28 protein-coding genes are annotated in these 25,218 nt (G+C 46.4%); 21 read left to right on the top strand and 7 right to left on the bottom strand.

All coding sequences use genetic code 11. The features are described 5' to 3' along the window. Positions 1-327: 327 nt before the first annotated feature. The 4 genes from C7Y66_RS15905 to C7Y66_RS30560 form a co-directional block, all read right to left on the bottom strand. Positions 328-564, bottom strand: coding sequence for a hypothetical protein (locus tag C7Y66_RS15905; protein WP_106546347.1), 237 nt, complete (start codon positions 562-564; stop codon positions 328-330). A 182-nt stretch (positions 565-746) separates the two neighbouring features. After that, positions 747-1,130 carry a hypothetical protein gene (locus C7Y66_RS15900; protein ID WP_233222703.1) on the bottom strand — a complete coding sequence of 128 codons (384 nt, stop codon included), beginning with the start codon at positions 1,128-1,130 and terminating at the stop codon, positions 747-749. Between the two features lie 367 nt (positions 1,131-1,497). Continuing rightward, positions 1,498-2,430, bottom strand: coding sequence for an alpha/beta fold hydrolase (locus tag C7Y66_RS15895; RefSeq protein WP_106546345.1), 933 nt, complete (start codon positions 2,428-2,430; stop codon positions 1,498-1,500). A gap of 732 nt (positions 2,431-3,162) precedes the next feature. Continuing rightward, complete coding sequence (locus C7Y66_RS30560) at positions 3,163-3,366, bottom strand: hypothetical protein (protein ID WP_146149804.1); 204 nt, start codon at positions 3,364-3,366, stop codon at positions 3,163-3,165. Between the two features lie 38 nt (positions 3,367-3,404). Between C7Y66_RS30560 and C7Y66_RS15885 the strand changes: the two genes are divergently transcribed. Further along, entirely contained in the window at positions 3,405-3,908 is a 504-nt protein-coding gene (locus tag C7Y66_RS15885; RefSeq protein ID WP_106546343.1) for a hypothetical protein, read from the top strand. 434 nt (positions 3,909-4,342) lie between these two features. Here C7Y66_RS15885 and C7Y66_RS15880 read toward each other — a convergent pair whose 3' ends face one another. Both C7Y66_RS15880 and C7Y66_RS15875 read right to left on the bottom strand, forming a co-directional pair. Then, positions 4,343-4,567: a type II toxin-antitoxin system HicA family toxin gene (locus C7Y66_RS15880; protein WP_015163072.1), complete on the bottom strand. Its 225-nt coding sequence runs from the start codon at positions 4,565-4,567 to the stop codon at positions 4,343-4,345. Then, complete coding sequence (locus tag C7Y66_RS15875) at positions 4,564-4,776, bottom strand: type II toxin-antitoxin system HicB family antitoxin (protein WP_106546342.1); 213 nt, start codon at positions 4,774-4,776, stop codon at positions 4,564-4,566. The genes C7Y66_RS15880 and C7Y66_RS15875 overlap by 4 nt, the downstream gene beginning before the upstream one ends. Before the next feature lie 259 nt (positions 4,777-5,035). Between C7Y66_RS15875 and C7Y66_RS31890 the strand changes: the two genes are divergently transcribed. The 3 genes from C7Y66_RS31890 (at position 5,036) to C7Y66_RS15865 (ending at position 6,962) form a co-directional block, all read left to right on the top strand. Next, positions 5,036-5,173 carry a hypothetical protein gene (locus tag C7Y66_RS31890; protein WP_199197462.1) on the top strand — a complete coding sequence of 46 codons (138 nt, stop codon included), beginning with the start codon at positions 5,036-5,038 and terminating at the stop codon, positions 5,171-5,173. Between the two features lie 188 nt (positions 5,174-5,361). Then, positions 5,362-5,550, top strand: a complete 189-nt coding sequence (locus tag C7Y66_RS15870) for a hypothetical protein (protein ID WP_106546341.1) — start codon at positions 5,362-5,364, stop codon at positions 5,548-5,550. 113 nt (positions 5,551-5,663) lie between these two features. After that, the gene (locus C7Y66_RS15865; RefSeq protein WP_106546340.1) at positions 5,664-6,962 is read left to right on the top strand and encodes a ParM/StbA family protein; all 1,299 of its coding nucleotides are present in this window, start codon (positions 5,664-5,666) and stop codon (positions 6,960-6,962) included. A 123-nt stretch (positions 6,963-7,085) separates the two neighbouring features. Here the strand turns inward: C7Y66_RS15865 and C7Y66_RS15860 are convergent, their stop codons facing one another. Continuing rightward, positions 7,086-7,508, bottom strand: coding sequence for a hypothetical protein (locus tag C7Y66_RS15860; RefSeq protein WP_106546339.1), 423 nt, complete (start codon positions 7,506-7,508; stop codon positions 7,086-7,088). A 264-nt stretch (positions 7,509-7,772) separates the two neighbouring features. On the opposite strand from C7Y66_RS15860, the gene C7Y66_RS15855 reads away from it, so the two are divergent. The 17 genes from C7Y66_RS15855 (at position 7,773) to C7Y66_RS15775 (ending at position 25,192) form a co-directional block, all read left to right on the top strand. Beyond that, the gene (locus tag C7Y66_RS15855; RefSeq protein ID WP_106546338.1) at positions 7,773-8,399 is read left to right on the top strand and encodes a type IV toxin-antitoxin system AbiEi family antitoxin domain-containing protein; all 627 of its coding nucleotides are present in this window, start codon (positions 7,773-7,775) and stop codon (positions 8,397-8,399) included. Between the two features lie 14 nt (positions 8,400-8,413). Then, positions 8,414-8,806 carry a hypothetical protein gene (locus tag C7Y66_RS15850; protein WP_106546337.1) on the top strand — a complete coding sequence of 131 codons (393 nt, stop codon included), beginning with the start codon at positions 8,414-8,416 and terminating at the stop codon, positions 8,804-8,806. Positions 8,807-8,900: 94 nt separating this feature from the next. Next, the gene (locus tag C7Y66_RS15845; protein ID WP_106546336.1) at positions 8,901-9,572 is read left to right on the top strand and encodes a Uma2 family endonuclease; all 672 of its coding nucleotides are present in this window, start codon (positions 8,901-8,903) and stop codon (positions 9,570-9,572) included. A gap of 194 nt (positions 9,573-9,766) precedes the next feature. Next, positions 9,767-13,426, top strand: coding sequence for an NB-ARC domain-containing protein (locus C7Y66_RS15840; protein WP_233222702.1), 3,660 nt, complete (start codon positions 9,767-9,769; stop codon positions 13,424-13,426). A 262-nt stretch (positions 13,427-13,688) separates the two neighbouring features. Beyond that, positions 13,689-14,525, top strand: a complete 837-nt coding sequence (locus C7Y66_RS15835) for a dioxygenase (RefSeq protein ID WP_199197461.1) — start codon at positions 13,689-13,691, stop codon at positions 14,523-14,525. A 30-nt stretch (positions 14,526-14,555) separates the two neighbouring features. Beyond that, on the top strand, positions 14,556-15,008 hold the full coding sequence (locus C7Y66_RS15830) for a lipocalin-like domain-containing protein (protein WP_106546333.1): 453 nt from the start codon (positions 14,556-14,558) through the stop codon (positions 15,006-15,008). Positions 15,009-15,038: 30 nt separating this feature from the next. Continuing rightward, on the top strand, positions 15,039-17,219 hold the full coding sequence (locus C7Y66_RS15825) for a cytochrome-c peroxidase (protein ID WP_106546332.1): 2,181 nt from the start codon (positions 15,039-15,041) through the stop codon (positions 17,217-17,219). Positions 17,220-17,244: 25 nt separating this feature from the next. Then, positions 17,245-17,643: a nuclear transport factor 2 family protein gene (locus C7Y66_RS15820; protein WP_106546331.1), complete on the top strand. Its 399-nt coding sequence runs from the start codon at positions 17,245-17,247 to the stop codon at positions 17,641-17,643. Between the two features lie 46 nt (positions 17,644-17,689). After that, on the top strand, positions 17,690-18,415 hold the full coding sequence (locus C7Y66_RS15815) for an alpha/beta fold hydrolase (protein ID WP_106546330.1): 726 nt from the start codon (positions 17,690-17,692) through the stop codon (positions 18,413-18,415). Positions 18,416-18,429: 14 nt separating this feature from the next. After that, the gene (locus tag C7Y66_RS15810) at positions 18,430-18,879 is read left to right on the top strand and encodes a hypothetical protein (RefSeq protein ID WP_106546329.1); all 450 of its coding nucleotides are present in this window, start codon (positions 18,430-18,432) and stop codon (positions 18,877-18,879) included. Positions 18,880-18,950: 71 nt separating this feature from the next. Next, positions 18,951-19,202, top strand: a complete 252-nt coding sequence (locus C7Y66_RS15805; RefSeq protein WP_106546328.1) for a hexameric tyrosine-coordinated heme protein — start codon at positions 18,951-18,953, stop codon at positions 19,200-19,202. A 62-nt stretch (positions 19,203-19,264) separates the two neighbouring features. After that, positions 19,265-19,948, top strand: coding sequence for an alternative oxidase (locus tag C7Y66_RS15800; RefSeq protein ID WP_370143943.1), 684 nt, complete (start codon positions 19,265-19,267; stop codon positions 19,946-19,948). Positions 19,949-19,990: 42 nt separating this feature from the next. After that, positions 19,991-21,637, top strand: a complete 1,647-nt coding sequence (locus tag C7Y66_RS15795; protein ID WP_199197460.1) for a GMC family oxidoreductase — start codon at positions 19,991-19,993, stop codon at positions 21,635-21,637. An 87-nt stretch (positions 21,638-21,724) separates the two neighbouring features. After that, positions 21,725-22,042 carry a hypothetical protein gene (locus C7Y66_RS15790; RefSeq protein ID WP_146149803.1) on the top strand — a complete coding sequence of 106 codons (318 nt, stop codon included), beginning with the start codon at positions 21,725-21,727 and terminating at the stop codon, positions 22,040-22,042. Between the two features lie 51 nt (positions 22,043-22,093). Beyond that, positions 22,094-22,312: a hypothetical protein gene (locus tag C7Y66_RS15785; protein WP_106546325.1), complete on the top strand. Its 219-nt coding sequence runs from the start codon at positions 22,094-22,096 to the stop codon at positions 22,310-22,312. A 44-nt stretch (positions 22,313-22,356) separates the two neighbouring features. Further along, positions 22,357-22,749: a LysM peptidoglycan-binding domain-containing protein gene (locus C7Y66_RS15780; RefSeq protein ID WP_106546324.1), complete on the top strand. Its 393-nt coding sequence runs from the start codon at positions 22,357-22,359 to the stop codon at positions 22,747-22,749. Positions 22,750-22,873: 124 nt separating this feature from the next. Next, positions 22,874-25,192 (top strand): phosphatidylinositol-specific phospholipase C domain-containing protein, encoded by a 2,319-nt coding sequence (locus C7Y66_RS15775; protein WP_106546323.1) that lies wholly within the window; start codon positions 22,874-22,876, stop codon positions 25,190-25,192. Positions 25,193-25,218 lie beyond the last annotated feature (26 nt).

Genomic DNA, 25,218 nt, shown 5'->3' with positions numbered 1-25,218 from the left:
TTGATTAAATCTCATCCCAACTACCAAAGTCTTCGTTCCTACGGCACTATCGCCGCCTGATTCTGTCCGATGTATTGCTTTATCAGAGTTGGTTAGATAACTGTGATATACGCTTATACACTGTTGCTTTACGTGTTCGCGAAGCAATCGACCATCAATTAATCCCATTTTGACTTTTAATGCGCCAATCTGAACTATTTTATTTATAATATTTAATTAAACATATTCTTTAAAAAGAAAATTATTGGAGATTTTACTAAACAACTCCCTCAGAAGTTTGTCTGTTATAACTTTGTAGCATAAGTTTTAAGTTATTCCAGCATTATTCTACTGCTTACTTGAGTATTCAATTATTTGTCCTACCCCTTTACCATTACACGATACAAAATTTGTAGGTAAATGTATAGTGAGGTGGAAGCCACTGAATTCTAGATTGAGATCGGGGCAATTTTGGTAAAACCACTGTTTTGCCTCTTTTTCTGTGCTGAAAGTTTGCTGGGCAACTTCTTCTGGCGGTAAGTACCAAGCACTCTTGGAATTCAAGCTACAAATATATTTCGGCATAGTTAATGTTTCAAAGACCAATACTTATGTTTTTACTTTACATATGCGTAGCATTTTTGTCATTATCTCTACTTTAGATTTTTCAGATTAGAATTCTTCTGTGTGAAAATTAGTTGGTTAGGGTAGATAAAATATATTGGCTCAACACTGCTCAGTCGAATCAGACAAGTTTTCCTGGTTCGTCATGCCGCATCTTTTCTATTTTGGTTCTCAGCTTCTACATCGTCCAGCTTCTTCCCTAACCCATAAGCTTCCATTCCAGCTGCTTGAATGTGGTTTTCCATAGTTTCCAGTAGGGGCAATATTTCTGCAATTAGCATCGTGCGATCGCCATACAGCTTGCATGTATTGCGAATGGTAAATATGAGTTCCCTGGCTTTGCCCAGATTTTGGTAGACAAGGACTTGGTTGATGGTGGGGGGAGTAGGGATCTCCCTACGTAAGGCAGATCTTTCTATATATTCGGCAACGGTAGTGTTAGACTTCTTTGCTTTCTTTTTTACCTCGGCATAGTCATCATCACTGAACCTTGCTGTCACTCGATTGTTTTTTTTCTGCTTTCCCATCTTTATTTAAAGAGTCAATTTTTATACTTAACTTATTTCATTTATAGCATCTTTAAACATAGCTGGCGCAAAGGCAGCAGTATAAGAATACTGGATGGACTTGAATTTGGGATTGATACCGTGGCTGTAGCAAGTGTCGTTCGACGGCGATCGCTCTCGGTAACACTGATTACAAAAGCTACAAAAATATACTGAGGAGCGTAATTTGTGTACTGGAACTTTAGTGCATACACTATTCATACTGTTGGTTGATAGACAGCCGCTGCTGCCACAAAGCTCACAGTATTGATGAAGGGAATGCAATCAAAAGTATTAGCACGCGATCGTAGTCTTGTTGCTTGTGTAATTACTTTGCAGCTTTCTATCCTTAAAGGTTTTCACGTTTGTCAATGCGACTCAGAAAGTCTCGAACAAGAGCGCTAACTTCTGTCAAGTGCGTCTCCAGTAACCAGTGCCCACCGTCCAAAAGATGAAGTTCAGCGTGAGGCACATCTCTGAGATAGGCTCGCGCCGCACCTTCGGGCATATAGCCGTCATGAGGACCCCAGATAATCAGCGTCGGCGGCTGGTACTCGCGCAGATAGGCTTGGTATTTGGGAAACCATTCAAGATTCTCCTGTAAGCCCTCCATCAGACCGATAGCGATTTCGCGACGCTGTGACTGCATCAGCGACCACGACAGTTTCCAGAGATCGGGACTGATCCGCTCGATCAGATGCTCGGAAACCTCGCCCACAAATTCGTCGCGAAAGCCTTCCTCACTCACAGCCCTGCCGAGCTTTTCGCGCCCTTTGGAGGTCGGGTGCGCCCAGTAATCCTTGAGATCCTTGTACTTTGGTCCGAGTTCATCTTCGTAGATATCGCCGTTCTGGATGATGAGAGCAACGACCCGTTCTGGTGCTTTCATGGCAAGACGAAGCCCGATCTGAGAGCCGTAGTCATGTAGGTAGAGCGTGTATTGCGTCAGCTTCATTGCGGCTGTGAACCGCTCAAGAAAGTCGGCGTAGCCATCGAAGGTGTAGGAGAAGCGCGCTCGGTCGGGGGTGCTGCTGTAGCCAAAGCCTGGATAGTCGGGTGCGATCAAATGCCAACAGTCTGCCAGTACAGGCATAAAATTGCGAAACTGGAATGACGAGGAAGGGTAGCCATGCGGCAACAATACCACGGGTGCGTCCGACGACCCAGCTTCTCGGTAAAAGATTTCTATACCGTCGATTTCAATGGTGCAATGCTTGACGCTCGGCTGCAATGAAGTGTTCTGTTTGGGTTTTGCTTTGGATTCATTCTTCACTTCTGTCATAATGAATTTCCGATATTTCAATGAGTGCTTTAGCTAGCGGATTCCTTATCTTTGCGCTTAACAAAATGATATCCAACCAACAATGCTCATGCACCCGACCGCCGAGAGATGATCTGTAGATGTTTAAGGCGATCTGCGACGGGTGATGGGCAACGTTAAGCGTGTATCAACGGTGGGAAAGTGACATAGTACAATGCTTAGGAATAGTTGAGATGCGATCGCTTCTATACTGCGATATAATACATAAATAATACAAAACCTGCACTCATTACTGTCAACAATAGAGATTATTGAGAATAGCCGAAGAGAAGCGAGATGCTCTAGACATAGCTGGCGCTCAGCCGCGATCGGCTGTGATGGTAGCGAGGCACTCTGGGGCGATGCCTGCGCTTAAAGCAGGTTCAATATGTTGTAAAACCCAGGACAGAAGAGACTTTGAAACCATTAACTAAGAAAGATGCTGCCTCTTTTCCCAGCCATCAAGGGTAGTGAAGAATAGTGGGCAGATTGGGAGAAGCTTGGGAGAAAATCGGGAGCAATTTGGGAGCAGATTGGGGGCAAAACAAATCTGGAGGATAATTGGGGCAGTTGGGGGCAAAAGTGGGTGCGATCGGGAGCAGATTGAGAGCAAAAGTGGGTGCGATTGGGGTAGATCTGGGGGAAATACGGAGGATAAGTTCCTTACGAAGAAATAAAGTAGTTTTATACATAAATAACAGTAGACAAACTTGACTAAACCGATAGGAATAATGTTGTTAGTGTTTGAGTTGGAACGATAGCGGTCATTGCCTTCCGCTCCAGTGGGTATTGGTTAAGTGCAGTTGGTAAAATCATCCTGCCAAGTTTGAATTCGTAGCAGAGGCGATCGGTAAAGATACCAGGTAGGAAGTCAGAACGATGCACTAAGCGCGATCGCTGGTGTTGAGTGCAACGCATTAATCGAGAAGAACAAAGAATAGGGGTTAAAGTTATCAATGCCAGGAAAAGCAGCGGTGGGTTCGACAGGTACGATTCAGTTAGCGCGGATCGTGCGTCAGATCGGTAGTGATGACGGCATAACGTTTGCATATTTGCAGCAACGCCGTCGCCCTCAGACAGAGCTAGTGTGCGAAGCATTACGGGCGTATTATTTGCCCCTAGCACTCTTGGATGCAGGGCTGACAGGCAAAGAGTTACGGGAAGCAGCCATTGACGCGATCGCCCAATTAGAAGCGCAGATTGGGAAGATCGAGCGGATGTGCGACTTAGAGGGAATGGCACGAGTGTTAGTGCAGCCGCCAACAGAACGACCAACTGCAAAAGGCAATATAGATGTTGCAGCATCGCCGCAGCAGGTGTCAAGTGCTAGGAGAGCAGATGCACGTAGAGATGCGGACGGTACAGCTACAAGCGAAGAGCCAGACGAAGATGAAGAAGCACAAGAAGAGTTACCTCATGACGAGGTTTGGGATGCCATGTTAAAGTTGCGACTGGAGTAAACTACCCACCAATAAATGGAGTTTGGTTAACCTAAGCCAGAGAGTCGCCTCCATTGAGTCACTCAACATGACGCGCTCGAAAAGTCATCAAAAATCATCGAGCTTTCCTGACTGATGAATCTGCTCTCTCAAGTTATCCATCTGGCACTCCAGAATATCGCTAAAAAATGGACAATGCCGATGGAAAGTCAGGTTATCCAAGCCTAAAGCTACTTCTACCGTTCCCAATTGTCACAAACGCGCCTTTGCATTGCCTTATCGTACCAGCGTAGCTATTTGACGAAGCGGTAAGGAAGGTGCGATCGAGTTTTCCCTTATCAGTGCGATCGCCGCTCTTGTAGGGTACGTTAGTTACGCAATACGCATTCCATAAATCATGTATATCCTATTAAATACTTCTCGATCCTTATGCCCCATTACCGCAGAGCTATACATCATAACAGGGACTTAAACTCGTCACGGGTTATCTGGCAATCGCGCAGTATTTGTGCTAATAAACCCCGACCAATTGTCTCTCCAGAATGTACTGGAACCACTGTTCTACGCCCATCACTATGTAACAAAATATGATGGCTTCCGCGCACCCTAGCAATCTCAAAACCTATTTTACTAAGAGCAGCTATGACTTCGCGTCCTGTCAAACTTGGCAGTTGGCTCATACTTCAACCACAACTCGTTGGACACCCACAAAATCCAATGAATCCTGTTCTTCCTCAAATTCCAAACAGAGTTCGATAGCTTCTCGGACACGTTCCATCAACTCATCTAAAGATTTAGCTTGCGTGTGACACCCAGTAAGACTGGGAACAGAAGCAACAAAGTAACCATCTACATCTCGCTCGATAATCACATTAAATTCTCGCTTCATAATTAGCTGTCCTTACTTGTTATTCCATTCTCTCACGATTGCCAGAGTGCGCTCTTGTAATCGGAAAAGTAGTCTTTTTGCTGAGCTTCAATACTAATTTCCCCAGCCGAATATGACAGATGTAGTGGTCTAAACGTGATATTTATTTGATGTGTGTAACCACTCCTTACCGATAAATTAAGACTATCGAACGAGGGCAACCTCGCCGCTCAACAAAACTAGTAGTTCAATCAAAAACCATACATTCAGGAGACGAAATATGAAACTCTTCTATCGCGGTACAACATCCGATCGCCATCCTGCTCAAGCTGACAATCGCCCATTCCAACAAGTCTGCGAATCTGGAGCAGCTTATAACCTTAAGTTACCGTGGCGTATCCTATCGGATCGATCCTAACGCCACCGTGGAGCTTGCATGACCAGTAGTCGATCGAGCAATCTATCGGGGGATCGGGTATTTTGTTAACAAAGCTGCACGCCCAGAAGTTACATTTCTCGCTCAAGTCGAAAAATCTTCCACATAAGTGCCTTCACCTAATCTGCTAAATCATCAAATCTAGACCGAAAATCGGTAGAGGATTTAGTATGCGAAAAATAGCAATTATTGGGGCTGGTCAATTTGCTAGATTTCTGCCATCTGCTGTTGAGTCTAGTTTGAGCGAAGCTGCTGGCGGGACATTTCCTCGGCTAGTAGCTCGGCAGATCGCTGCTCAACTTTCTGCCGTCGCTCTATTAGCAAGTGCGAGAGCTTTTGTTTCAATGTCGCTGCCATAATTTTCCTTGCTCTCCTTGGGTTGAGCTAAATAGGTAGCAATTCAGGATATAACAGAGTAGAGATTTTTGTGCGACCTTCCTCCTAGTGTAAGGAAGAATAAGAGCAATCGAGCATGACAGCAATAAAAACCAAGACCGTACCCGACATAGTAGTAACGCTCGATCTAGGTGCCAGTAGGACGAAGGCGATCGCCCAGCAGTTGGGGAGTGCTGCACCTTTAGTGGTGAGCATGAACCCAGAGTTAGCAGATATCTCCCACGAGTCAGTAAAAGATCTAAAGAGTGAGGGCATTCCCGAAAATAGTTGTTGGGTGGAAGTGCCTGGGGTGGATCATTTTGCTGTGGGTTACTTGGCAAGGGCTAGATTTGGCGGCATCTCCCAGTTGCGGGATCTCAAGTATGAATTGGCAGTACCTAAGATTGCTGGTGTTTTATGGGTTTTACAGCAAAAGCTGTGCTTGACAGCACGTTTTAGCGTCTCGATGTCATTGCTCTTACCGCCAGGGGAGGTCAGCCAACACGATAAGGCGTTGTTGCTGTCGAAGCTAGCAGCATCTTTAGCTAAGTTTGATACGCCCAGCGGTCAATTGCGAGTGAAGATTGTAGATTTTGAGTTGATGCCAGAAGGTGGGGGTGTTTTTGGCTATCGAATTGGACACTTAGGTACAGATTACAAGCAAAAGACGATTGCCCTAGTCATGCTAGGCTACAGAAATGCTAGTTGCTTCATCTGCGATCGCGGTAACCTCAGACCTGGCACGAGTAGCGATCTGGGTATGTTCTGGATGGTGAACAACTTCGTCGGTCGCGCTAAAGGCGGGTTGTCTGGAGACGATCTGCAAGTTGTGCAGGCTTTAGTTGCTGCTGGAGCTAATTGTCATCTAGAGGTGCTGCAAGGGTTGTCGAGAAAGCGTTCTGCCAACGATATCCGTTCAGATGGAGGAGCATTTGCCTCCGCTGCTAGGATTTCTCGTGACGAATACGCGCGGGCAGTCGTGCGTTGGATTAAGTCTCTTGCCCCAACCGAACTGGATGAGGCGATCCTGACTGGCGGTACTGCTGAATATGTAGCACCAGAACTAGACGCTTATTTTGTTAAAGAAGGCATAACAGTAGTTTGGAATGGCGGTGTTGTGGTGTCGCCAGATTTACTTGCTGGGGAGTCCCTCAGCAGATACGCTGATGCATGGTCCGTACACGTCAAGAGTTTTGAACGGTTTAGTGCTAAGTATAAAATACCTAATCTTAGCACTGCTACTCCATCTGTAGCCGAGCGCAAAACTAGCGATGTAACTAATAATAATTTTCATAATAATCTTAATATTTCTAACAGTAATGGCAATTCTGCAAAAAAGCAAATTACAAAGTATGTTAGACCTAAAGATTTTATAGAAATGCCCGATAAACTATAATAACCTCTAGGTACTCTAAAGGGTGGTAGCTTTCTGCTTGATAACAGTAGCGTTCAGAATATGAAAAAAATCAGCCTTTTTAGGGCTGATTTCTATAAATTTCAGAGAAACTTTTTTGGTTGATTAAGCAATTTCTTCCGTAGCAATTTCAGCAGCAAAAATACTGTCACCCCCAGTTGCGGGTTGTTCGACGAGTTCGAGCTTTCGGTATGTAGCTTGCTGTTTCAGCCGTTGTTCGCGGCGCTGCCAGCTGCGTTGATTGTACTCGATCAACTTTTCTAGGGAATAGTCGAACTTGTCTTTAGCAAATGCAAGTAACTGTTCCATAGTGTACTTGCGTTCTTCGGCTTTACCGAAGCTAATTTCAAAATGTTGTTTGAACGTTTCCCAATCAAAAGCTTCCCCTAGCTGCCGTTGGGCAACTTTACCGTACAGTTCGCGGATGGAATAGAAGACTGCGTTGTACTTACGAGAGTCGTAGGCTTCGATCCGGTATTCGCCCATAGCAGCATCGTTAATTAGAGATAGTTTTTTAGTGTTAGCCATAGTTGTGTCCTCTACAAGTAGCAAGAGTGATTTTTTTCGTACAGGCGCAGCCTTTTTTGGCGCTGTTAACCGACACGAATAGTTAAGCTTTTCTGTTTGTCCAGGCGCAGCCTTTTCGCTAAAAAGAAAACACCTCTATCCATCTGTTGAAAGCAGGCGTAAGCATTCTCTTAGGGGTGGAACCTCAAGTTTTGTTTGTTAAAAGCGTTTGTGGTTTAAAAACTAGGTAAAATAATATAATTACCGAGCATTTCAACCAAAGCTATGAATAAAACTAAGTTAGAGCAAGCTTTGGAGCTAGTACACAGCCGAGGTGTTGTCGCACCCAAAGACTTTGAGTCGCGAAACATTCCCGTCAGCTATCTCCAGCGCTTGGAACGGCAAGGAATACTGATGCGCTCCAATCGAGGCGTGTATACCTCTATGGAGTACGATGTTACGGAAAAACACAGCTTAGTTGAAGTCTGCAAGCGAGTGCCAAATGGAGTCATTTGTCTGCTTTCAGCACTACAGTTCCACCAATTGACAACCCAGTGGTCGTGGCAAGTCTGGCTGGCAATCCAGAACAAAGCACATCGTCCCAAGATCGATCGTCCACCCGTACAGCTAGTTTATATGTCTGGGGAGGCATTGACTGCGGGCGTGGAATCACACAAATTTGAGGGAGTGACGGTACGAGTGACGAGCGCGGCGAAAACAGTGGTGGATTGTTTCAAATTCCGCCACAAGGTAGGGCAAGACGTGGCGATGGAAGCACTGCGGGACTATTTGCAACAACGACGTTATTTGAATGAAAAATGGGGTCCGCGCAGCGAACTACATCACTATGCCAAAATTTGCCGAGTGGAAAACGCGATGAAACCTTACCTAAAAGCATTTTCAATTTGCTAGAGGCATTCCAACCAATGAAGAACCAAGCAGCCTCGGTCAAGCAGCGCTTGTTAAACTTCAATCGCTCCCAGGCACAGCCAGAAGAATTTCAAAAACTACTAGGGCGTTACGCTTTGGAGCGGTTGCTGTATCGCTTGAGCCTTTCAAGATCGATTTGGTTTCGGCTCTCGATCCATTTCAATTTCTACATTGCCCAGCACGTTCGTAAGCGCGATCGCCTTCAAAAGTCCGCTTCTTTGGGCGTGCTACAATCCTTCCAACAGCTAGACAAGCGGGTTATGGACTTAGTTTTCGACGACTGGTTACGGCAGCAGGAACTAGAGGCTTTTCGCTTAGCGAATTCGACAATTGCAACGCGAACTTGCCCAACACCGGACTCAACTTCTTGCGCCACGCTCGGCAACTGAGATGATGGCTGGCTCCGCTCAGCCCCAGTCAAAACGCACCGATTTGCGTTTTGTTAATGCTAGCTAATCCACTTCATAGGAGTCGTGGTGACGTATGGTGACTCTCCAACTGAAGCAAATTGATGTCCTCCCAGGTCAGCGAGTGGTATTGCGGCACGTCAACTGGCAGCTGTTTGAGGCAATCTTGGCAGAGTTAGGCGAGCATCGCACTATCCGTTTGGCTTACAGCAAAGGAACGTTAGAAATTGTGGCTCCCCTACCAGAACACGAACAATCCAAAGTCGTAATTGCCGATCTATTGAAAGTGCTGCTGGACGAATTAGACATGAACTGGGAGCCATTAGGATCGACGACTTTCCGGCGAGAGGATATGCAAGCGGGGATCGAACCGGATGAATGCTTTTATATTCAAAATCACGCTCTGATGATTGGTAGAGAGCGCATTGATCTGAGTACCGATCCACCCCCCGACTTGGCTATTGAGATCGATCTCACATCTAGTACCCAGTTAAGTGCCTACGAAGCTCTGCGCGTCCCCGAAATTTGGCGTTATCAAAATCGTCAGTTACAAGTCTACGTGCTGAGTGAAGGAAGGTATATTGCATCTTCCACTAGTCTCATTTTTCCCAACTTTCCCGCGATTGAAGGCATTTCTCAGTTTTTAGCCTTGAGCCGCACCGCAGGCACTCGTCCTGCTTTGAAAGCTTTTCGGACTTGGATAAAAGAGCGGCGATCGCATCCGCTCTCGTCTGAGCTAGGAGGGTAATTCTAAGTACCTAGCTCTTTTCTTGTTTGACTAACATAAAATCTACAAGCTTTGCCAATTGTGTAGCGATCGCAGTTTTTACTTCCGGCACTTGCTGTTAGAATTAGACTCAAACATCCCATCGACACAAAAGCAAATGTTAAGTCCAGCTCGGCTCCAGATTACCTCAAATCTCGTCATTTTACTGGTAGTCTATGGCTTCCATGCCTCCATCTAAATCCAAACGCGAGCGTGGTGTCATTCTCACTCCTCAAGGATGGCGCAAACTACAACGGGCAAAGCAAGCGTTAGAGGCAGAGTCTAACTGGGGTCGGCGCTTGACTCGCGAACAACTAAGCGATTGCACGGGTTTATCACTACATACTATTTCCCGCATTCTCCAGCGCCAAGAAAGGGTAGATCGGCAATCGCTAGAGTGTTTTTTTCATGCTTTTAGCCTAGAACTGTCCCCTGGAGACTGTGCCATACATGAGTTGTCGTTAGCAGGTCGGGAATCTGCGCCAGAAAATCGACAACAGGACTGGGGAGAAGCGATCGATGTCTCGACATTCTGCGGTCGAGAGGCAGAACTCAGACAACTGCGGCAATGGTTACTGGAAGAACGTTGCCGTTTAGTAGCGTTATTGGGGATTGGTGGCATTGGCAAGAGTGCCTTAGCGGTGAAGCTAGCACAGCAAATTCAAAATGAGTTTGAACTCGTAATTTGGCGATCGCTCTCCAACGCACCGCTATTAGAAGAGTTACTCGAAAGCGTGTTGCAATTTCTACTACAAAGACGAGGAGAAGATCCAGTTCCACCTGCCAGCTTGAGCGATAGATTGTCAAAATTGATGGAATGTTTGCGCTCCTCGCGCTGTCTACTGATTTTAGACAACGCTGAAACAATTTTACTCTCTGGTAGAGCCGGACAGTATCGCATTGGCTACGAGGGTTACGGTCAACTGCTGCGCTGTTTTGGGGAGGTGTCCCATCAAAGTTGCGCGATCGTCACGAGTCGGGAAAAGCCGAAAGAAGTAGCATTACTCGAAGGCGAATGGCTACCCACGCGATCGCTGTTGCTAGGAGGATTAGCACCAACCCAAGGGCGAGAGCTATTTCGACAAAAGGGAGAATTTACGGGAACGGACGCAGAATGGAACCGACTGGTGACTCACTATGGAGGCAATCCATTGGCGTTGAAATTGGTAGCAGCCGCAACGCAAGAACTATTTGACGGCAGAATTACGCCCGTGTTGCAGTACGTAGAGCGGGGGATATTAATCTTTGAAGATATCCGCGATTTACTAGGGCGGCAGTTTCAACGCCTGTCAGCAGTCGAGCAAGAAGTCATGTATTGGTTAGCAATACACCGAGAACCGATCGCGATCGCCCAATTAGCAGAAGCGATGGTGACGATTGCAGACAAGCGCCAGTTACCCGAAGCAATTAATTTCTTGTTCCGGCGATCTCTAATCGAGAAAAGTGGCGAGCATCTGTCACTGCAACCAATGGTAATGGAGTACGTCACGGAGCGATTGGTCGAGCAGGTAAGCCAGGAATTGACAAGAGAGCAGCTCGACTTATGCCAGCGGTTGCCGTTAATGCAAGCACTTGCTAAAGACTACGTGCGGGAGACACAAAGACGGCTGATCGTGCAGCCTACGATCGAGCGTTTGATGGCTCAATTGAGCGAACGACAAGCGATCGAACGATTGCGGCTGTTGCCAAGTCAGCAGCGACAACAAGTCCGAATCGGCTATGCAGGGGGAAATATTCTCAATCTGCTGGTGCAGATGAAAGCAGATTTGCGATCGCTGGATTTTTCCGAACTAGCGGTGTGGCAAGCCGATTTACGACAAGTCAATTTATCCGGCGTGAATTTTCAAAATGCCAATCTACTCAAGTCTGCATTTGCCGAAACCTTAAGAAGTGTTGTCTCAGTTGTATTTAGTCCCGATGGCAAGCTTTTAGCGACAGGCGATGTGGATGGAAAAATTCGCTTGTGGCAAGTGATAGACGGCAAACAGCTTTTGACATTTGAGGGACATACGGGTTGGGTGTGGGCAGTCGCCTTCAGTCCTGACGGTTTGACTCTAGCTAGTGGCAGTCACGATACTTCGGTGCGGTTGTGGAATGTCCGCACGGGTCAATGCCTGAAGGTTTTGCAGGAACATACCAGTGGCGTGCGATCTGTTGCCTGGAGTCCCGACAGTCAAACTGTAGCTAGTGGTAGTTTTGACGCATCAATTCGGCTGTGGGATGCAGATGGTAAATGTTGGCAAATCTTGCACGGTCATACTAGCGGAGTCTGGTCTATCACTTTTGCTCCCAGCACCGATGCTTGTATTCTTGCTAGTGGCAGTCACGATACCTCGGTGCGGTTGTGGAATATTCGGACGGGTCGATGCTGGAAAGTTTTGTCAGGACATACGAGCGGCGTGCGATCTGTAGCCTGGAGTCCCGACAGTCAGACTATAGCTAGTGGTAGCGAAGACTCATCAGTGCGATTGTGGGATGTGAAGCGCGGTCGTTGCCTCAAAACATTGCACGGGCATACAAATGGCGTTTGGTCTGTCGCCTTTGCACCCAGCCAAGAATCGACCGATCTTCTAAGCGATCGCATCCTCGCCAGTAGTAGTGCTGATTCCTTAATACGGTTGTGGGATGTTAACAGTGGTAAGTGTCTCAAGGCATTATCGGCACATACGAATTGGGTTTGGGCAGTTGCTTTCAGTCCGAATGGTAGTGTCTTAGCTAGCGGCAGCCATGATGCTTCAGTGCGATTGTGGGATGTAAAAAGCGGTCGATGTCTGAAAGCTTTATGCGGTTCTACTAATGGTATCCGCTCGGTCAGTTTCAGTTTGGATGGGAGTACCATAGCTAGTGGTAGTGAAGACGCGATCGTGCATTTATGGGATGTCAAGAGTGCTAAGTGTTTGCAAGTGCTGCACGGTCATGCTACAGAGGTGCGATCGGTTGCTTATACGCCTGTAGATTCCAGTAACAGTCCAGATGGTAACATCCTTGCAAGTAGTAGCGCCGATTTCTCGGTCAAGTTGTGGAACGTACAGCACGGTGAGTGCCTCCAAACACTACACGGACATACTAACTGGGTATTTTCAGTTATTTTTAGCCCTGATGGTCAAACATTGGCGAGTGGTAGTTTCGATCGCTCGGTGCGCTTGTGGGATGTGACAAGTGGTGAGTGTCTGAAAATTTTGGACGGTCATACTGATTGGGTATGGTCGGTCAGCTTCAGCCCGAACCTCCCAACTTCCCTTGACGAAGGAGGTTTAGGAGGAATCTTAGCGAGTGGTAGTGCTGATGCATCTATCCGCTTGTGGGATGCAAACAGCGGTGAATGCCTAAAAATCTTACATGGTCATGCTGGTTGGGTATGGTCAGTGAGTTTTAGCCCAATCTCCCTATCGAAAGGTTTAGGGGAAATCTTAGCTAGTGGCGGTGCTGATGCCTCTATCCGCTTGTGGGATGCAAACAGCGGTGAATGTCTAAAAATTTTCCACGGTCACACCAGCGGGGTACGCTCGGTTGCCTTCAGTCCAGACGGTACGATATTGGCTAGCGGTAGCGATGACTGCTCGGTGCGCTTGTGGGATGTGACAAGTGGTGAGTGCCTCCAAGTGTTGCCAGGTCATACAAGTTGGGTATACTCAGTGGCTTTCAGTCCCGATAATCTATTGCTGGCTAGTGGCAGTCAGGATGAGACGATCGCGCTTTGGGATGTTAAGTCGGGTAAATGCCTGCAAACGCTACGAGCCGACCGACTCTATGAAGGTATGAAAATTGCTGGTGCAACAGGTTTAACCCCAGCCCAAACAGCTACGCTTTTGGCGTTAGGGGCAGTCGAGCGTTAAGTTAGTGCCTAAGTGGGCGATCTTGCCTGGTCAAAATGCCAAATTACGCCGAAGCTAGATATGAGTGGAAGTTGAAAACTGTGGGGGCGGGTTTTGATCAAAAATCTACAACTCAGGTTGTCAATCTATCTACTAAACCCGCCCCTACAAAAATCAAAATTATATTTGCATAAATTGAGCGATCGCCACTCATGTAGAGGAGAGGAAAAGGTTTGGATTTGACCTAGACAGCAGATTAGTTTTCAGTTGGAGGAGCTAACTGATGCAAATTACTCTCGACAACATTACTCAAGCAGTCATCAATCATGGCGATGGTGGCAAGGCGCACCCGCGACTTTACGAGATTTACCGCAGCTTGATTGCACATTTGCACGCCTTTGTCAAAGAAGTGAATTTAACCGAACAGGAGTTGCAGTTGGGGCGCGATTTTCTCAATCGAGCAAGTCACCATACCCAAGAAATCCATATGCTGACGGATTTGATCGGCATCTCCGAACTGGTAGAACTGTTGCACGACACAAATGGGAAAGCGACAGAAAGCAATCTCGAAGGTCCAATGTACGTACTGGATGCACCAGAACGTAACATGGGCGATCGCTTAGGGATAGATAAAGACGGCGAACCACTGATTGTTTCGGGATACGTACTAGACTTAGACGGTAAGCCCATCGCCGATGCGATCGTCGATGTTTGGCAGCCAAATTCTCAAGGACTCTACGATCTTCAAGATCCATCTCAGCCAAAAGATAACTTTCGCGGTCGTCTCAAAACAAAAGTAGATGGAATTTATACATTTGAAACTGTAGTCCCGACAGGCTATCATATTCCAGCCAGCGGACCCTGCGGCGAGGTATTGGAGCTATTGGGACGGCATACGTGGCGGGCTGCACACATCCATTTCAAGCTTAGCGCCCCTGGCTACACTCCGCTAACAACACAAATATTTATCGCTGGCGATCCCCATATCGATTCCGATACAACTTTCTCGGTAAAAACAGCGATCGCCTCTTTGCAAAAACACGATGCCGTTGACGAACTGATGGCAAGCGGTCGGCACGTAACATTTTACACCACTAATTTTAATTTCGTGCTGCGGTGATAGGGAGTCGGGAATCGGGAGTCGGGACAAATGACCGCTTTACTGGGGACTTGGAAGTTAATTAGTGCGATCGCCATTCTTCCTGATGGAAGTATTGAGCCTGACGTGTATGGAGTTAATCCAGTCGGCTACATTACTTACGCGCCTGAAGGTCGGATGATGGTGATGTTTGCGAGACGCGATCGCGCTGATTTCAGCATAGATATCAAGTCGCCTTTGGGTAAGGATATACAGTTAGTACCAGTTGCGGAATTAGCACGAGCTTTTACTACTTTCAATGCTTATGCAGGGACGTACGAGCTGAATGGAAATACTGTAATTCATCACATTGAAATAGCGTCTATTCCCAATCGGGTAGGTACGGATTTAGTTCGCACTTTTAGCTTAAATGGCGATCTAGTCACGCTGAAAACGCCACCGACTCTAGGTGATGGTGTTTTAAAAGTTTTTGAACTGGTATGGGAACGAGTAGAAATTGCCTAACGACATCTTTGGCTAAAATGCCAAAATATTATGGAAAATAATCAAAAAAATTTTGCCAGCAATTCATCTGAAACTAGAAAAGATACTAAGATGTTTTCTAGTTCGATTCGCTGGATTTTAGGATTATCTAAACAAGCAAAATTTACCATCAGTTTGATTAGAAAAATATCAATCGAACATAAAGCGATCGCACGTACTCGTAAGCCCAAAAGCGGCATGGCGATCGCCACACTTGTAGCAGCGGCAATTGTGGCAGGGCATATCATCTCAATAGAATTAGCCACAGCGCAAACATCGCCTCTCGTGCCGCTCAAAAACGTACCAATTCCCGTACCCGATAAGATTGGAGAATTTATCAGAGACAAGACAGCCGCGATCGCGTTAGGAAAAACTTTTTTCTGGGATATGCAAGTTGGTAGTGACGGGATTCAAGCTTGTGCTAGTTGTCACTTCCACGCTGGCGCAGATAATCGGTCGAAAAACCAACTCGATCCTGGTAGGTTGCGGGTGAACGGCGATCGCACTCCCAACCCCGATACAAATTTCAATACTGGAGGTGGCGCAAACTACCAACTCAAACCAAAAGATTTTCCATTTCATAAGCTGAAAGATCCGCGCGATCGCCTGTCGCCAGTTATAGCGGATAGTAACGATGTTTCTTCTTCCCAAGGTGTATTCAGCTCTAAGCTAATTAATGTCATTCCTGGTCGTGCTGAGGATGAAGTAGAGCAACTAGACGACCCTGTATTTAACGTTCAAGGGATCGAAGTTCGCCGCGTCGAACCCCGCAACACGCCAACAGTCATCAATGCCGTCTTCAACTTCCGCAACTTTTGGAACGGACGCGCCCTCAACGTATTTAATGGGGTGAATGCACTGGGACATAGAGATCCCGATGCTTTCGTGTTGCAGGCAGATGGATTAGAACAGCTCAAACAAGTGAAAGTGCGGCTGAATAATTCTTCTCTGGCTTCCCAGGCGGTGGAGCCACCCACCAGCGAATTCGAGCAATCGGCGATCGGTCGTCTACCACAACTTGCGGAGAGTAATCCTAATTTAAATACTCAGCTCAAAGCGTCGGATCGCTTTCAGCCAAATCAGCTCAGTCCGCTCGGAAATAAGCGCATTGGCAAAAAACTGCTTTCCCTGCAACCGTTAAGCAAACAACTCGTACACCCTGAAGACAGCATTCTCGGTCGCTATAGCAATTTCCCCAAACCAGGATTAAAAGTCAGTTATGAGTCACTGATTCAAGCCGCTTTTCAACCGCAGTGGTGGAAATCTAACGTAGTTATTCGTTCTGATGACAATGGCGGGACTCTCATCGCCAAACCAAATCGACCGTTAAATGTCGATGAATCAGAGCTAATTGAATACAATTGCGCCTTGTTCTTTGGGCTAGCGGTGCAAGCTTACGAATCGACGCTAATATCTGACGATGCCCCTATAGATCGCTATTTAGCCGGAAAACACCATGCCTTGACCGAGCAGCAGCAGCGAGGGCTAGATATTTTTCAAAATAAAGGTTTATGTATTGGTTGTCACGCAGGGGCAGAATTTACCTCTGCTTCTGTAGAAAGTATAACCAGTCAAGGGCGAATTTCGCGATCGCCTGTCGGAACAAATCCGCCAGAAGACAGGGGCTATTTCAATATTGGCGTTAGACCCGTACAGGAAGACTTGGGGATTGGTGGTGAGGATCTACTCGGTAATTCTCTTTCGGAAGTGCGACTAGCTCAACAAGGCAAATTTCAACAACTCTTGGGCGAGAATCCTCCTACTTTCAATCCACCACTTGACCCAAATGAAATTGTTGTGGCGGATGGAGCTTTTAAAACCCCAGGACTCCGCAATGTAGAACTGACTGCTCCTTATATGCACAATGGCGGGTTCTTGACTTTAGAGCAAGTCGTCGATTTTTACAATCGTGGTGGCGATTTTGAGAGTTTTCCCAGTCTGCCAGAACTGAATTTGACTGCTAGTGAAAAAGCGGCGTTAGTAGCCTTTCTCAAAGGGTTGACCGACGATCGCGTTCGTTATGACAAAGCTCCTTTCGACCACCCACAGATCTTCGTCCCCAACGGACATCCAGGTAACGAGCAGACTGTAAACAATGACGGAACGGGAAAAGCTACCGAAAACTTAGTAGAGATCCCTGCTGTCGGTCGCAACGGTGGCAATCCTTTACCCAATTTCCTCGCCACTCAATAAACTCTATCCATCATAGAGGTGAAAAATGAAATCTGCGGAAGTTGTCGCAATTACTCAACCCGAATCAGAAATAGAACGGCAAGAAGAACGCCGCTACCAAGCAATGCTAGATAACGATCTGGTGACGCTCGAACGGCTGCTAGGGGAAGAACTACGCTACATACATTCAAATGCTCTTATCGATAGCAAAGCGAGTTACATTGCCTCCCTCAAAGCAGGTGCGGTGCAGTACCAGCAAATTGTGCGTGAGAACGTGCTGACAAAAGTTTACAGCGAGACGGCTGTGGTGACGGGCAGGATCTTAATGACTGCCATAGTTAGAGGTGAAGTGAGATACATAGACAATGTTTTCGTCAATGTTTGGGCAAAGCAAAAACAGGGATGGCAATTGATCCATTACCAGCCTACGCCAATTTCAAGATAGTGGCGAACGAGCTTGATTTCCATACCACATTTAAAGGAGTCATCCCATGTCAACTTTTGTCTTGGTTCACGGTTCATGGCACGATGGTTCTACTTGGGAGCCTGTCATCAAACATCTAGAAGCGAAAGGGCATCAAGCTTTTGCTCCCACAGTCGCCGGACACGGTAAAGGTGTGAATAAAAATGTCAACCACGCCCAATGCACGCGATCGATTGTAGATTACATCGTCGATAAAGACTTAACCGATATCGTTCTTCTAGGGCATAGTTACGGCGGCTCGATTATTGCCAAAGTTGCTGAAGCAATTAGCGATCGCATCCGACGGTTGATCTTCTGGGATGCTTTTGTCCTCAACGATGGTGACAGCCTCAGAGATAACTTACCACCACATTACCAAAACTTATTTGACTCTCTAGCCAGAGAATCAGAAGATAACACGGTAATGATTCCTTTTGATATTTGGCGAGAGGCATTTATCAACGATGCCGATCTCGAATTGGCGAAATCCAGTTATGCTCAATTGTCATCGGAACCTTATCAACCGTTAATTGACAAGTTGGACTTGAAGCAGTTTTACTCGCTATCCATTCCCAAAAGTTATCTCTACTGTAGTGAAGATATCGCACTACCTCAAGGTAAGTGGGGCTGGCATCCGAGAATGTCCGAACGCTTAGGATTATTTCGGCTCGTGCAAATGCCAGGTAGCCATGAAGTGATGTTTTCTAACCCTATTGGCTTAGCAGAAAAGATTATCACCGCAGGACGCGACTAGAAAGGAAGATGTTTATGGATCGCACTTTGATGGCTCAAGATTCTGAACTGCGAGCAGCCCTCCTGCAACGTGGAGAACCGGAAAATAGAATTGTCCAACGCGATTTAAAGCGATATTACAGCTTGCTCAAGCATTCTCTATCTGACTTCTACTTTTCAATTGATGAAGCCATTCTAATTTGTGAGGCATTGAGAAACCATCAATTTGACAGCAATCTGACTCAACCAGAAATAGTTTGGATTCAAGTCAATGATGCCATTCAACGCGATCGCCTTACACTCAAGCCAAACGTCGATACTGAGATTCTCCTGAATAAACTGAAAACACTGACAGCACTCCAAACTGCCACTTTAATTGATGCCGTAGAGCAATTTTGGCTCGAACGACGGTCAAATCCGCAAGCTAGCTTACACGAAACGTTACATCAAGTTTCACTCATTGGCTGCTGTGACTTTGCTCAATGACAGATTGGGATTGCAGGAGACTACGAAGATGAACTCAACAACCTAGTCCACTTCTGGGGAGCATCAAGTATATGACTTTATCGTTACCCGAAATTACATTAATCCCGAACAATTCACTCTTGACCGAGACACCGGAAGAAGGACGGCAACTAGCAGTTACAATGGCACGGCTGATTATTAAACTAACTCAACCTGATGAAGAAAAGCGCCAACAACTGCGAAAGATTTATGACAATGATGCCATGATGCTAATTGCCGTGGGTCAAGTTGTCGCAGCAGAATTTGCCACGATCGCCGCTGCTAATAACTACTGGCGGAAGTAGCATTTCAAAGCCATTAAATCAGTCATGTGTTCTGATGCAAGGAGAAATACGCTATGAAACTTTTGATTCGAGCGATCGTGAGCTTTTTTGTCTTCGTTGTCGATGTCATCTACGGCAATCGTTCCTACGCTCGGTTTTACGTGCTAGAAACAATCGCCCGCGTTCCTTATTTTTCCTATCTCTCGGTTCTGCATCTGTACGAGACGCTCGGTTCCTGGCGCAAAGCAGACTGGTTGAAAGTTCACTTTGCCCAAACCTGGAACGAATTACATCATCTGTTGATTATGGAATCTCTAGGCGGCGATCGTTACTGGATCGATCGCTTCATCGCCCAACACATTGCTGTGGTTTACTACTGGGCGATCGTGCCACTCTATATGCTGTTTCCCAAGTACGCCTACTACCTGATGGAACTGATTGAAAGTCACGCCTATCATACCTATGACGAATACTTGAAGGTGCATGAAGCACAGTTAAAAGCTCAAAATGCTCCTCAAGTTGCGATCGACTTCTATCGCGATGGCGATCTCTATATGTTTGAGGAAGTCCAGACGACAGCCGGACGTGAATTCCGCCGCCCTAAAGTGGATCATCTATACGACGTGTTCGCGAATATTCGCGATGACGAATGCGAACATGTAAAAACAATGCAGGCACTCCAGAAACCAGAAGCGCAGCCTACTTTTCACAGTCCTCATACAGTTTTCATTGCAGCAAAAGCTTTACCGAGCAAAGGAGAAGTTTAAATTGCATCAATCTACAGTTTTGTTATTTATACAAGGGTGAGAATGATGACACCACGACACGCAACTGACGAAACGATCTCCTATGACTTTATTATTGTCGGTGCTGGAGCTGCTGGCTGCGCGATCGCCAATCGCCTGAGTGCAGATCCGCGCCATCGCGTGCTGTTGCTCGAAGCAGGTGCGCCAGATAACAAAACCGAAATTCACATTCCCGCCGCTTTTAGCAAACTATTCAAGACCGAATACGACTGGAATTACAGTGCCGTGCCGCAATCAGGGCTGCAAGGTCGAGAGAGCTATTGGGCAAAGGGTCGTACCTTGGGTGGCTCGACATCGATTAACGCCATGATGTATCTACGGGGCGTTCCTGCCGATTACGATCGCTGGGAAGCGTTGGGCAACCCTGGTTGGGGCTGGCGAGATATGTTGCCCTATTTCCGTCGTTCCGAACGCAACAGTCGCGGTGGCAACGAGTGGCATGGCGATCGCGGTCTGCTCTATGTTGAAGATCTGCGCGATCGCAATCCCCTCAGTCATGCTTTTGTGGCAGCAGCACAGGCTGTTGGTTTGCCCTACAACCCAGATTTCAACGGTTCGCAATTAGACGGTGTAGGTTGGGTGCAGGTGACGCAGCATCGAGGTCGCCGTTGGAGTACCGCCGATGCCTTTTTGCGTCCTGCCATGCGGCGCTCTAACCTCCAGTTACTTACGGGCGCACAGTGTACCCGCGTGTCGATCCGCGATCGCCGTGCCGTTGGCATCGAGTATCTGCGTGAAGGAACCCGACAGACAGCGATCGCCACCCGTGAAATTATTCTTTCTGGTGGCACGGTCGGCTCTACGCAACTGCTGCTACTATCTGGAATTGGACCCGCACAACATCTACAAGAGTTGGGAATTGATGCGATCGTCGATCTGCCAGGTGTGGGACAGAATTTACAAGACCACATTGCCGTTGCTGTTGTCATGGGTAGCACGCAACCATTATCGTTGCTCAATGCCAATTCACCCCGCGAGTTGTTGAAATACTCGATCTTACGGCGCGGGATGTTGACTTCCAGCGTCCTCGAAGCTGCTGCTTTCCTGCGTACACAACCAAATCTCATCGCACCCGATCTGGAGTTGCAATTTGCTCCGGTAGTGTTCTACGAATATGGCTTGGTTGCGCCAACCGAACATGGAATGACAATTGGACCAACCCTAATTGCCCCGCGTAGCATCGGTTCAATGCGTTTGCGATCGCCCGATCCTCTAGAGCATCCCGTTATCGACCCACAATATCTTTCCGATCCAGAAGGACACGATCTGCGGGTGATGGTTGCAGGCGTGCGGCAGGCACAGGAGATTTTCGCCGCGAGTCCGATGGCAGCCTACCGAGGCAGACCGATTCTACCCGATCGCACCCTCCAGAGCGATCGCGAAATTGAGGATTACGTGCGATCGGCATCAGATGGCTGGTGGCATCCGGTGGGGACGTGTCGCATGGGAACCGATCCACTAGCGGTGGTCGATCCAATGCTGCGGGTGCATGGAGTTGCAGGACTGCGGGTTGCCGATGCTGCGGTGATGCCCACTATACCCCGCTGTCACACAATGGCTCCAACGATCGCGATCGGTGAGAAGGCTGCCGATCTCGTACTGAGACAATCCCCCTCGGTAGAGCAATTACAAGAACACGTAGCTTTTTAAAAGTTTCTATATCTTGCCTCGGATCGGATTTTCGCGATCGCGTCCTTTACAATCGTGACGCTGTAATTGAATTAAGGAGAACAAATCGTGAATTCATCAAATGGTAAATGTTCGCATTGGCAAGCTTGGCACGATCGGATGCCTGGCAGTAAACCAACACTTTATGTCACCGGAAAGTGCGTGTTTCCTACCCCTGGTTATTCTGTCAAATTGGAGCCAGTGGAGATAAGTGTCGATCCACCAGGAGTGCTGGAGCTAAATCGAATCGTTGAAGCACCAACCGATTTGGCGATTCAAGTTTTGACAGAAGTGGAAGTACGATATAGCCAGGACACTGATGCTTCATATCAGCAGGTAAACATTCTACCTGAGAATGTGACGATCCCTGTTCGAGAAGTGAGCTAATCCTCTGCACCTGAAAATTTTCACAACCACAAGTCTTTTAGGAGGTCATTTATGAGTTCTTGTAACGGAGCTGGATCTTACACAGTATCAGCAGGTGAAACGCTTCATAGTATTGCCGAAAAACTATTTCGGGATGGCAACTATTGGAGAAACTTCAGGAAACCAGATGGTACTCCGTTCACAGAAGATGAAGCCAGGAATTTAAGGGTGGGAGAAGTAGTCTGCATTCCAGGGTTCGATCCTCGTCCCCCGCGTCCCCCTGTTGTCTGACAAAACTTGAACTAAAAGCGACAAATCACAGCAAGGAGGTTTTTATGTCTTGTAAAGTTGGTAGCTCATACATTTTCAAGGCAGGAGATACGCTTTCTAACATTGCCCAGGAAAAATTGGGTGATGATACCCGTTGGCGCGAACTGATGAAATCAGATGGTAGCCCATTTACGGAACAGGAAGCTCAGCAATTGCAGGTAGGTCAGGAAGTCTGCGTTCCGTTAGGCTCTCCTGTAAACCAACCACCACAAACATCTTGCCCAACTGGAACACAAAGTTATGTTGTTAAGGCAGGAGATACGCTTTATCTCATTGCCGAGCAAAAATTGGGTGACGGTAACCGTTGGCACGATTTTCAGAAATCAGATGGCACTCCCTTCACAGAAGCAGACGCTGAGAAATTGCAGGTAGGTCAGCAAATTTGCATTCCTGGCTAGAAAGACTTGCATGAGTTAAGTGGCTGCATAGAACCAGCAGGTTTTGGGGCGAGTATTGAGCGCTTCTCGCCCCTTTGATTGGCAAAACTGAACTTAAATTGAAGCGCAAAAGAAGGAGTTAAATATGGGATTTCAAAGCGATTATTCACACGTTCCTGAATGGGTAGAAAAGCCTGACGGATATAAAAAAGATGACATGGTTAAATATGAAGGAAATGTCTTTAAAGCAGCTTTTTGGTCTGACAAACCAGGGGAAGGAGACGCTGAGAAAAATGGATGGCGACTTTATGATGAACTCTACGATGTAACGTCTAGCCCCTTAACCGAACCAGCCAAGATCGTTGCCTATATTCCTACTTGGAGGAAAAAAGAGAAATTTAACTATGCCAATGATGAGATGTATAAAAATATCACTCATGGCATCGTCTCGTTTTTGATGTTTAGCGAGACAAATCTTGGTGAATTTGAACCAACATCCCTCGATGATGTCAATGAAATTATTACAGATGTTGTCCTCTCTGGACATGCTTGCGGTACCAAAATCTCAATTGCACTAGGGGGTGCAACAGATTATGGATTCCTCTACTTGATGGAAAAGATCGGAAATAATCTTTCAGATCCACTTCTCAATCGAGCCGTACAAAAGGTAGTCGATTTTGTCGAATCAAACAGTCTAGATGGTGTAGACCTAGATTTAGAGTGTTGGTGGGATAAAAACAGCGATCCTAGTAAGGATCGGGGAGGCAGAAAAAAAGATGATGGACCGCATCCTGCTGGACGTGGTTTGACTGAATTTGCCAAACAATTAAAGCAAGCCATGCCCGATAAAACTGTTTCAGCAGCTTTGTTTGCCACATCTTGGTATGGAAATAACTATGACCCAGAACTGATCGATTATCTAGATTGGGCTGGAATCATGACCTATGACTTAACTGGCTCCTGGAATGCCTCTCCAGTAGGACCGCAGACAGCACTCTTAAAAATCCGAACTCAGGAAGATTATGTATGGGAGCAACAAGGAGAATGGCCTGGCAAAGGTTCTGCGGATAATCCTATTCTTTCAGTAGAAGATTCGCTCTGGTACTGGTCAAATCCATTTTTTACGAACTGGCAGGGTTCTGGACAAAATATACCCAGAAATAAAATTGCCGCAGGCGTGCCGATTTATGGGTATGACTTTGCCTATGGAAAAGAGCCAGATGACCTGAGCGGTGAGATTCCTCCAGGGTATAAGGTAATTAGATATAAAGACATCCTAAGTCAATTCAATAACGCTCATACGGCTGCAAATGGCAATATTAAGGTGTCGGGAAGTACACCTAGACCTCCTTTCGTCTCTGCTTCGGGAAACTACCCATATGCTCACAATATCTACTTGGAAACTCCAGAAACTGCTACTGCCAAGTTGAATTTTTTAAAGAATGTAGGAGCGCAAGGGGTGATTATTTGGGAACTTTCCAATGATGTTTTGGAAGAGGGGAAAAGTATCATTAAAGCACTCTACAAAAACTCTGGTAATCCTACATCAAGACCGCCATTGTTAGCACCTGGAAAACCAGGTGATGTACCAACTATTAATTGGATGAAAGCAATTCTAGCGAGTAAAAAACTTTCTGAACTGACGATTCCTGGTACTCACGAAACATGCGCGACGACGGCATCAAACCTTGTTGCACTACCTTGGACTAAATGCCAGGATAGGGGTTTGAAGGATCAATTAAACGCTGGAATCCGTTTCCTTGATATACGGTGCAGACATACCGGAGATACTTTTGCAATCCATCATGGAACGGAATATCAGAATCTTATGTTTGGTGATGTGCTTAATGACTGCATCAATTTCTTAAAAGCTAATTCCAGTGAATGCATTGTTATGTCGGTAAAAGAAGAGCATACGCCCGACGAACCAAAAGGAAGCTTTGAGGATATATTCAATTCATATGTGGAACGTAATAAAAGTTTTTGGTATCTTGATTACAAAATTCCTACACTTGACTCTGTTCGAGGAAAAATAGTTTTGTTTCGACGCTTCGATACAAATGTAGAAGAAAAGCTTCTAGGCATATATGGTAAATTCAAAGACAATGCTACTGCCCCGATACCAGAGCAAGCAAATCCACCGTTTTTGTATGTGCAAGATGAATATAATCTTCCAGCCACAGTTGGTGGAGATATTATCCCAGTACCTGTGGGTGATATTAAGTGGAAATTGAACAAGATCTTTTGGTTGCTGGATCGGGCGAAATCAGGCTCAAAAGATACTTGGTACATCAATTATGCAAGTGGTGTTTGTGCACCTGTTGCTAATCCGGGAGATATTGCAATATCCATAAATCCGAGACTTCGTGAAGAGGTACTCGCACGGACTGGTCGATGTGGCACAGTTTTAATGGATTTTCCTAGCGACGATGACATTAAAGCATTGATTAGCAGAAATATATGACCCCAATAACAAGCCAAAAGCTAGAA

It is taken from the genome of Chroococcidiopsis sp. CCALA 051 (assembly GCF_003015105.1).
Taxonomy (GTDB): Bacteria; Cyanobacteriota; Cyanobacteriia; order Cyanobacteriales; family Chroococcidiopsidaceae; genus Chroococcidiopsis; species Chroococcidiopsis thermalis.
The sequence above is the reverse complement of the archived record's forward strand: the minus strand, read 5'-3'. Positions and strand labels throughout refer to the sequence as shown.